This window comes from Vibrio sp. 2304 (assembly GCF_033339475.1).
In the GTDB taxonomy this organism is placed as follows: domain Bacteria; phylum Pseudomonadota; class Gammaproteobacteria; order Enterobacterales; family Vibrionaceae; genus Vibrio; species Vibrio alginolyticus.
Genome location: NZ_JAWOUQ010000071.1, coordinates 1 through 639, shown reverse-complemented (window position 1 = coordinate 639; position 639 = coordinate 1). Strand labels below are relative to the sequence as shown.

1 protein-coding gene is annotated in these 639 nt (G+C 45.5%); it reads left to right on the top strand.

Going from position 1 to position 639, the window contains the following annotated elements; genetic code table 11:
• Positions 1-381: 381 nt before the first annotated feature.
• The coding region (gene gspS, locus R7P64_RS24305) for a type II secretion system pilot lipoprotein GspS (protein ID WP_318124170.1) at positions 382-639 on the top strand (258 nt) is incomplete at its 3' end.

Here is a 639-nt window from a genome sequence, read left to right as displayed (position 1 = left end):
ATCATTGGGTTAAACGCATCATCGGCAGAATAAGTCAGAACATAGCACGTAATGTTCAGGGCATACAGGATAGCACTAAAATGCGACATTCTTAACCAGCATTTTACCTCCTGCGCACGTAACAAGATGGGAAAGAGTATGTTTTTTAATAACATAAAAAACGGCGCGCTTCCTGCCGGTCAACGCAGTGGCATCATCCGCGGATGAAAATATATTTTCCCAGCGCCAACGTTTATTATTGATAAAAGTAAAGTCGATTAAGCGCCTTTCCGCTGATAAAAATGAGAGCCTGTTAACATTTATGCAGAATAATATTTTATGATGACACCAGGGAAATATTTGTTAAACTAGCGGCCAGTGATTCATTATTTTGATTACTCTATGATGCGTATTCCGCTTATATTTCCGCTTTGCATGGTAGCCCTTCTCTCTGGCTGCCAACAAAAACCCGCCTCAACGCTCAGCCCGGCTATCAGCAGCCAGGCGCAGCTCGAGCAGCTCTCGTCCGTGGCGGCCGGGACGCGCTATCTCAAGAATAAATGTAATCGTAGCGATCTCCACGCTGATGAAACGATATATCGGGCAGCGGTGAATGTCGGTAAAGCGCGCGGATGGGGAAATATTGACGTGGCGACGTTA